The following is an 8443-nucleotide window of genomic DNA, read 5'->3' on the forward strand; positions in this document are numbered from 1 at the left end:
CGAATGCTCGTATTCGGCCGGTGATTGCTCGCAGAAAATTTGTCGAGCCCGCCGTCGATCCGATCGGCGGTCTCGTTCGTACCGCCTTGTTACTCCGCATCGGCTGATGCGGCGTGCTCGGCGCGAGCCAGGACGATTTCGCGACTCATCACATCACAGCGCGCGATCGCGTCACCGGCGAGCCGGAATTTCGTCGGTGTCGCGTCGAGCGAAGATCCAAAGGACTCGCGGAGGAGTAGGATGCTCCGACACGACGACGGTCGCGGTCTTTTGCAGTACCCGACCGGACGAGGAGGCTCGATGTACAGAAAAATTGGAGCGAAAATGGGGCTGGCGGTGGTCGCCATCGCTGCGATCTGCGGGGGGAGCTGGTGGACTTCGACCGTCTCCGCGTCGGACCACGACGAGTCGCCGCTCGTGAAGCAAGACGCCGCGCAGGACATCACCGACCTGTACGTCTTCAACAGCGGCACCAACAAGACGACCATCATCGTCTGCTGGGCCGGCTTCAACGACAGCCGACCGCAGCCGGACGACGCGGCGGTGTACGACGGCAAGGCCCTCTACACCATCTGGGTCGACAACGACCTCGACAACGAGGCCGACCTCAAATTCTACTGGCGCTACGGCGCGAACGCGAAGGACGAGATCGGCATCCAGTGGGAGGGCATCCCCGGCGCCGACGCGCCGGTGTCCGGCCCGGTCGAGACGGTCTTCGACGCCGGCCCGTTCGCGCGCGTGTGGACGGGCCACGCCGACGACCCGTTCTTCTTCGACGCGCAGGGCTACCTCGAGGGGCTCGACACCGGGAATGTGTCGTTCATGAGCAACCGCGACTTCCTGGCCGGCTTCAACGTCACCGCCGCGGCGATCGAGATCGACACCGACGTGCTGACCGCGGGCAACAAGATCCAGGTGTGGGCCACCTCGGCGAGGAAGATGTAGGAGGTCGCCATGACGAACAACGCATCCAATTATGCAGTCCTCGCGGCGGCGCTGCTGTTCGCGCCGCTCTCCGCGTGCGGCGACGACAAGGGCACCACCGACACGGACACGACCGCGTCGACCATGCAGACGACGGAGCCGCCGTCGACGACGTCGACGGCGACGACGATGGACACGCCCACCACGGACGACGCGACGACGGTGGAGCCGACCACCACGACCGTCACGCCGACGACGACCGGCACGACCGAGACCACCGGCGACGACAACGGGTTCGTGTTCCCGAGCGATCCGCCCGAGGCGTACACGCAGATCGACCGCCACGGCGCGGTCGAGGCCGGCACGGCCGGGATCGCGGCGGCGCAGGGCCTGGGCCTCAACCCGGGCTCGGACATCGCGATCCGCGACGACTACAACGCGAGCAACCCGGCGGAGGACGCCGCAGGGATGTGGCTGGGGGAGATCGGCGCGAGCGTGACGTTCTTCCACGACGCGTTCGACGACGACATCACGGGCCTGGGCCTGGTGCCCGCGACCGTCGACGAGACCGTCATGCAGGCCGGGCCGGTGATCGTGCCGGACACGATCAAGTACGATCCCAACATGCCGACCGGGTACCCGAACGGTCGCGCGCTCACGGATCCGGTGGTCGACATCACCCTGGCGGCCGTGCTGCTCAAGCTCGGACCGCAGCAGCCGCTGACGTTCTTCGCCGATCTGCCGCTCAACCCGCCCGCGAACGACGTGCCGTTCCAGGCGGAGTTCCCGTTCCTGGCGCCGCCGCACCTGTAGCCCCGCCAGTGCCGATGGCTCCCCGGGCGTGCGAAGCTCCCGGAGAGCCCCTCCAGGTTCTCGAGGCCCTCGCACCGTCATGGACCGCAAAACGATCCTCGTCTCGGCCGTCCTCGCGTTCGGCGTCTCGGCGCTGGTGTCGCGGATCGATCTCCGCGGCGAGACGTCGCCGCCGTCGCGGGCCGCACCGCGAGCCGCCGCGCCGGCGACGGGCCCGGGCTATGCGTCGCTGCTGGCCGAGCTCGACCAGCGCATCGCCAGCCTGCAGGCGCGCGCGAACGGTCGCCCCGGCGACTGGTTGACGCGGATGCACCTCGGCTCCGCGCTGCTCGAGCGCGCCGGCCTGACGAATCAGGTGGAGGACTTCGCCCGGGTCGAGGCCGTCCTCGACGAGGCGTTCTCGATCGCCCCCGCGGGCAGCGGTCCGCTGTTGCTGGCCGCCCGCTTCAACTACTCGATCCACCGCCTGGGCGCGGCCGAGGCGTACCTCGCGAAGATCGAGCGCCGCGCGGTGCCGCGGCGCGACGAACAATGGATGGCACGCGTGCTGCGGGCGGAGATCGCGATGCAGCGCGGCCAGTACGAGGATGCATTCGCGGAGCTCACCGCGCTCGCCGCGGCCGCGCCGGTCGTGGCGACCGCCGAGCTCGCGCTCTACCACGCGAAGACCGGCCAGCCGGGCGAGGCCGAGGCGCTGCTGGAAGGCGCGCTGCGGTCGACCGGCACCAACGATCCGCGGCGCCGGGCGTGGATCAGGCTGCAGCTCGGCATCGTGGCGATGGAGCGCGGGGAATTGGGGATCGCCTTGAAGCACCTGCAGGAGGCCGACGCCGAGCTCCCGGGCTGGTGGCTGGTGCAGGAGCACATCGCCGAGATCCACAACCGGCGCGACCGGCACGCCGAGGCGATCGCGATCTACGAGGAGCTGGTCCGCACGGCCGATCTGCCGCAGCACATGGACGCGCTGGCGGGCCTGTACCGCCACACGGGCGCGCCGCAGGCCGAGGAGCTGATCGCGCGCGCGGCCGCGAGGTGGGACGAGCAGCTGGCGCGCTTCCCCGAGTCGGCCATGGGCCACGCGCTGCAGCACTACCTGCAATTCGGCCCGCCGGAGCGGGCGCTCGCGCTCGCCCAGGCCAACCACGCGGCGCGCCCGGGCGGCGACGCGCAGGTGTCGCTGGCGCAGGCGCATCTGCAAGCGGGCCAGGCCGCCGAGGCGCTGGCGCTGGTGGAGCGAGCGCTGGCCTCGCCGTACCGCACGGCGCGGCTGCACGACGTGGCCGCGAAGGCCCATACCGCGCTCGGGCACGCGGCGGCCGCCGAGGAGCAGATGTCGCTGCTCCTGGCCGTGAACCCGCGCTACTCGAGCGACGACCACTCGCATTGATCGGGGCCCAGCGGCCCGGTGACCCCGCCGCGGGCGCGCATGCACGTGGACGCGGTCGTCGCTCCCGCGAGCGCGGGCGAGGGTCGCGGCTGCGGTCGCGGCGATGGGTGTGCGTGCCGGGCGAGCGGGCGACGCGCATCGGCGCGGCGGAGGGGGTGATGAGATGTCCTTGGAGACAGATCGTGCGGCGGTGAGGGCGGCTGAAGCGAGCGGTCGGCGAGGGTGATCGACGTCTCAGGAGCGGCGCGGCCGCGCGTACACGGTGTGGGGATGCGAACAGACGCGGCTCCTGGGGCGATGGCGCGGGCGACCGCCGGCATCGATGCGATCGAGGTGAAGAAGACGGTGGCGGCGCACGCCCACGCGCGCGCGCTGGCGGTGCTGGCCCTGCGTCCGCAGGAGGCGCTGTGGCGCAGGCTGTACTTCTACGACACGCCCGGGCTCGACCTGTTCGCGCGCGGGGTGGTGCTGCGGGCGCGGGCGACGACGGGGGCGCCGGACGATTCGACGGTGAAGATCCGCCCGGTGGACCCGGCCCGGATCGAGCGCTGGCGCGGGGTGCCGGGCTTCAAGGTCGAGGCGGACATCATCGGCGCGGCGGTGATCCGCTCGGCGTCGTTCACGACGGTGCAGGGCCGCGACGAGATCGAGAAGGTGGCCCGCGGCGAGCGGTCGCTGGCCAAGCTGTTCTCGCAGCCGCAGGAGGCGTTCCTGCGCGCGCTCGCGCCGACGCCGGTCGATCTGTCGCAGCTGCTGGCGCTGGGCCCCGTGCACGTGCGCCGCTGGCGAGTCCGCCACCCCGGCCTGCCGTACCGCGTGTGCGCGGAGACGTGGCGCATGCCGGACGGACGATCGCTGCTCGAGCTGTCGATCAAGGCCGATCCGGCGGCTGCGGCCTCGGCGTCGGCGGGGTTCGCCGGCTTCCTCGCCGAGCTCGGGATCGCGGCCGCGGAGGCGCCCGAACCGAAGACGCGCACGGCGCTGGTGTCGCTGGTGGCGGCGGCGCACCGGTGAGTCGCGGGTGTGCGATGAATGACTGAATGGACATGTCGTTATAAGCATGTCTATTCGCCAATGTCCGTAGGGGCATGTCCGAACGGGAATGATGGCAGTCAGCGGGTGAGCGGCGGCCGCACGGCGTAGGTGGCGGGGTCGAGGGCGTAGCAGCCGCCGAGGACCGGGCCGCCGCCGAGGAGGCTGTCGCGGCTGGCGCGGGCGTGGGCGGCGAAGCGGTCGAGGGCCTCGAGGTCGTCGCCGGCGTGGATGTCGGTGTGCTCGGCGACGAGCTGGAGGAGCAGCGGGAGGCAGTGCTCCCGGCCCCACCAGGCGGCGTTGAGCTCGGTGTGGTCGCGGTCGAGGCTGAGGTCGACGAGGTTGGCGGAGCCGAGCGTGGCCCAGGCGCCGTCGACGATGCACAGCTTGGCGTGGGTGTAGATGTCGCGGTGGCCGTCGCCGTCGCTGCGGGCGAGGGCCGCGAGGGTGAAGCCGGGGTGCGCGGCGAGGGCGGCCAGGCGCTCGAAGGTGGGGCCGTAGCGGTGCTCGTGCGCGCGACCGTGGCGGGCGAGCTCGGCGACCTCGCCGGCGGCGCGCCAGATCGCGGGCATCGGATCGGCAGGCACGACCATGACGACGCGGACGCCTCGCCGCAGCGCGGCGTCGAGGGCGACGAGCAGGGCGTGCTGGCCGGGGTGCTGATTCTCGATGTAGATGGTGCGGCGGGCCGCGGCGAAGGCGGCGAGGTAGTGGGCGAGGACGGTGGCCTCGCCGCCGGCGCTGTCGAACTCGCGGGCGCCGACGATCGGGGTGGGGCCGCGGTAGCAGTCGGGGGCGAGGCTGCGTGCGAGCTGGACGCGCACGTCGCCGCGCGCGGGCGGGAGGCGAGCGGGCCAGGCGAGCGGGCCGGCGCGCAGCTCGTCGGGCCACGGGGGCGCGGCCGGATCCTGCCGCGCGAGGTTCCACCGCTGGACGAAGTTGTGCTCGGCGTCGGCGACGACGGGGCCGTGCAGCTCGAGGAAGGCGTCGTGCTTGTGCAGGCCGCGGTGATGCCCGGGGCGCGCGAGGGTGGCGGTGCTGAGGACCATGCCGCCGACGAAGGCGATCGCGTCGGGCTCGCCGGCGTCGACGACGAAGGCCTTCTGGTGGTGACAGTGGGCGGCCGCGGCGGAGCTGTCCCAACGGGCAGCCCAGGTGGAGCCGCGGCGGGCGAGGAACTCGCGCTCGGCGGGGCCGCCGAGGAAGACGTGCCTCGTGCTCGAGAACCGCGGGTTGCGCCAGAACAACACCCGCACGTCGAGGCCGCGGGCGCGGCTGCGGTCGAGCAGGTCCCACCAGGCGGTGCCGTCGGGGAAGCAGAAGCCGGGCTCGATGAACGAGACGATCGCCCACACGCGCGCGCGCGCGGCCGCGATCGCGGCGGCCAGACGGTCGTAGAAGGGGACGCCGTCGATCCACGGGACCACCCGGTTGCCGCTGCGCAAAGGGTACGGTCCGCGGTCGCAGGCGATCGCCAACAGGCCATCGTCGTCGTCGGCGGGCACGCGTGGAGGATGCCCGCGCGCGCACCCGGTGTCGAGTCGATGCGCGCGCATCGGCAGGGACGCGCGCGCATGCGGAGCGGGCCGCGGCGGTGAGGCGAGGGCGCGGCGCAAGCGTCCGCGCCGACAGTGGTTTTGCCGTGAGTCACGGGACCCGGCGCGAGGCGGGCGTGGGAATTGCTCACGCCGGCGAATCATGCATACGCGCATTGTCCTCCCCGTCGTCGCTGCCGCGCTCGCCTGGATCGCCGGGCCCGCGCGCGCGCAGGCCGATACGTACACCAATATCTCGTTCGACTCGCTGACGCCCGGGCTGCAGCTCGACGGCCGGCTGTACCTGCCCGATTCGCCGGTCGAGAACCCGCCGGCGATCATCATGGCGCACGGCTGCTCGGGGATGTGGTCGTATAACGACCCGTCGACGGGGGTGGCGCAGCTGCACATCGAGAAGTGGGGCATCGAGCTGGCGGCCCAGGGCTACGTGGTGCTGGCGGTCGACAGCTTCACGACGCGCACGCCGACGGGCGAGGACGAGGTGGAGTTCCAGAACCAGTGCGCGGAGGACGACTGGGAGGGCGAGGTCGATCCGTACACCAAGCGGGTCGACGATCTGGCGGCGGCCCGGGCGTTCTTGATCGACGAGTACGAGGTGAACGCGGCCGGGGGGATCGGGCTGCTCGGCTGGTCGCAGGGGGCCCAGGCGCTGCTGGTGGCGATGGCGGCGACGCCCCGCACGAGCGACGTGGCGTACACGACCGAGCTGCCGTGGGCGGCGGCGACGGCGTTCTACCCGGGCTGCGGCTCGCTGTTGGGGTACGGGCTCAAGCACACGCTGCCGGTCGACGGCTACTGGCGGCCGGCCAACCCGGTGCGGCTGCACATGGGCGAGGCCGACCCGCTCCACGGGCATTGCAAGCGCCGCGTCGACAACGCGTGGGACGTGTACGACGCCGACCCGGGCACGGCCGACGAGCTGGTGTGGCGGCCGTACCCGCTCGTCGGGCACAGCTTCGACCGCGGGGTCGACACGAGCTTCCCGACCAGCAAGTGCTCGCCGGAGGAGGCGGCCGTCGCGTCGAGGCGGGCCGAGTGCGCCATGCGCGACGCGGACGTCGACTCGCTGGCGTTCTTCCTGGCGCGGGTGCAAGGACCCGCGACATGACCTTGGAGACAGGTTGACGATCGGCGGGCGCGAGATGTCCCGGGGGACATCTACGGCGATGGAACGGGGGCCGCGAGCGCCTGCTCGAGGTCCTGCAGGTTGACGGGCTTGACCAGGTGGCTGTCGCAGCCGGCTTCGCGCGAGCGCTCGCGGTCGGCGTCCTGACCCCAGCCGGTCAGGGCGATGATGGTCATGTCCCGGCCCCACGGCTGCTCGCGGATCTGCCGGGTGGCGTCGAGGCCGTTGAGCCGCGGCATGCCGACGTCCATGAGGATGACCTGCGGGCGGAATCTGTCGGCGGCCTCGATCGCCTCGAGGCCGTCGTGGGCGGTGTGGACCTCGTGGCCGAGCATCTCGAGCATCAGGGCCATGGCCTCGGCGCCGTCGCGGTTGTCGTCGACGACGAGCACGCGGCGCGTCGGCCCTTGCGGCGCGTCGGGCAGCTCGTCGGGGACGCCGGCCGAGACGCGCTCGACGTGGACCGGCAGCCGCACGGTGAAGGTGCTGCCGCGGCCCTCGCCCTCGCTCGCGGCGGTGACGCTGCCGCCGTGCATCTCGACCAGCCCCTTGACGAGCGCGAGGCCGACGCCGAGGCCGCCGGCGCTGCGCTCGATGCTGCGGTCGACCTGGCTGAACATGTCGAAGATCGCGGCCAGCGAGCCGGCCGGGATGCCGATGCCGTCGTCGCGCACGGTGATGACGACGTCGTCGCCGCGGCGCTCGGCGGCGAGGTAAATGTGGCCGCCGGGGCCGGTGTACTTGGCGCTGTTGGTGAGCAGGTTGCTGAACACCTGGGCGAGGCGGGTGTGGTCGGCGTCGAGGAAGATGCACCCCGCCGGCAGCGCGACCTGCAAGTCGTGGCCGGCGGCCTCGATCTGCGGGCGCGCGGTCTCGACGGCGCTGCCGATCACGTCGGCAAGCTGGACGCGCTCGCGCCGGAGCTCGAGCTTGTTGCGGCTGATCCGGCTGACGTCCATGAGGTCGTCGATCAGCCGGACCATGTGCGACAGCTGGCGGTCCATCATGGCCTGGGCTCGCGCGGCGACGTCGACGTTGCCGCCGGCGAGGCGCATGACCTGCAGGCCGGTGCGGATCGGCGCCAGCGGGTTGCGCAGCTCGTGGGCGAGGAGGGCCAGGAAGTCGTCCTTCTTGCGGTCGGCGTCGCGCAGCTGCTCGACCATCCGCTCGCGCTCGGCCTCCGCCCGCACGCGGCCGGTGATGTCGGTGAAGAGGATGGCGACGTGCTCGCCGAGCTTGATGGCGTAGACGTCGAACCAGCGCTCGCCGAGCGCCCTGGCCTGGTTGATGAAGCGGACCGCCTCGCCGGTGCGCGCGACCCGGCCATAGGTCTCGAACCAGTGCGGGTCGAGGTCCGGGATGAGCTCGCGTATGGTCTTGCCGGCGGCGTCGCGCAGGCCGGTGTGCTTCTCGAACGCGGGGTTGACCTCGAGGAAGCGGTAGTCCACGGTTCGGCCTTCGGCGTCGAAGATGAGGTCGATGACCGAGAAGCCCTCGTCGATCGAGGAGAAGAGGGTCCGGTAGCGCTCCTCGCTGTGGCGCAGGGCCTGCTGCGCCAGCGCGGCCTCGGTGACGTCGAGGGCGATGCCGTCCCAGGCCAGCTCG

The 8443-nt window shown here is 72.1% G+C and carries 7 protein-coding genes; 5 read left to right on the top strand and 2 right to left on the bottom strand.

What is annotated here, in order from left to right; all coding sequences use genetic code 11:
• Positions 1 to 324 precede the first annotated feature (324 nt).
• From K7C98_RS14385 to K7C98_RS14400, 4 genes are all read left to right on the top strand, one after another.
• Positions 325 to 945: a DUF4331 family protein gene (locus tag K7C98_RS14385; protein ID WP_224192216.1), complete on the top strand. Its 621-nt coding sequence runs from the start codon at positions 325 to 327 to the stop codon at positions 943 to 945.
• Positions 946 to 954: 9 nt separating this feature from the next.
• Entirely contained in the window at positions 955 to 1737 is a 783-nt protein-coding gene (locus K7C98_RS14390; protein ID WP_224192217.1) for a DUF4331 family protein, read from the top strand.
• 79 nt (positions 1738 to 1816) lie between these two features.
• A complete protein-coding gene (locus K7C98_RS14395) occupies positions 1817 to 3124 on the top strand; it encodes a tetratricopeptide repeat protein (protein WP_224192218.1) in 1308 nt (435 codons plus the stop codon).
• Between the two features lie 270 nt (positions 3125 to 3394).
• Complete coding sequence (locus K7C98_RS14400) at positions 3395 to 4138, top strand: hypothetical protein (protein WP_224192219.1); 744 nt, start codon at positions 3395 to 3397, stop codon at positions 4136 to 4138.
• A 98-nt stretch (positions 4139 to 4236) separates the two neighbouring features.
• On the opposite strand, the gene K7C98_RS14405 is transcribed toward K7C98_RS14400, so the two are convergent.
• On the bottom strand, positions 4237 to 5661 hold the full coding sequence (locus tag K7C98_RS14405) for a phospholipase D-like domain-containing protein (RefSeq protein ID WP_224192220.1): 1425 nt from the start codon (positions 5659 to 5661) through the stop codon (positions 4237 to 4239).
• A 193-nt stretch (positions 5662 to 5854) separates the two neighbouring features.
• On the opposite strand from K7C98_RS14405, the gene K7C98_RS14410 reads away from it, so the two are divergent.
• Entirely contained in the window at positions 5855 to 6820 is a 966-nt protein-coding gene (locus tag K7C98_RS14410) for a dienelactone hydrolase family protein (protein WP_224192221.1), read from the top strand.
• A gap of 50 nt (positions 6821 to 6870) precedes the next feature.
• On the opposite strand, the gene K7C98_RS14415 is transcribed toward K7C98_RS14410, so the two are convergent.
• A partial coding sequence (locus K7C98_RS14415) for a hybrid sensor histidine kinase/response regulator (RefSeq protein ID WP_224192222.1) occupies positions 6871 to 8443 on the bottom strand: 1573 nt, incomplete at its 5' end.

The sequence above is a fragment of the Nannocystis pusilla genome (genome assembly GCF_020073745.1).
Classification (GTDB): Bacteria; Myxococcota_A; Polyangia; order Nannocystales; family Nannocystaceae; genus Nannocystis; species Nannocystis radixulma.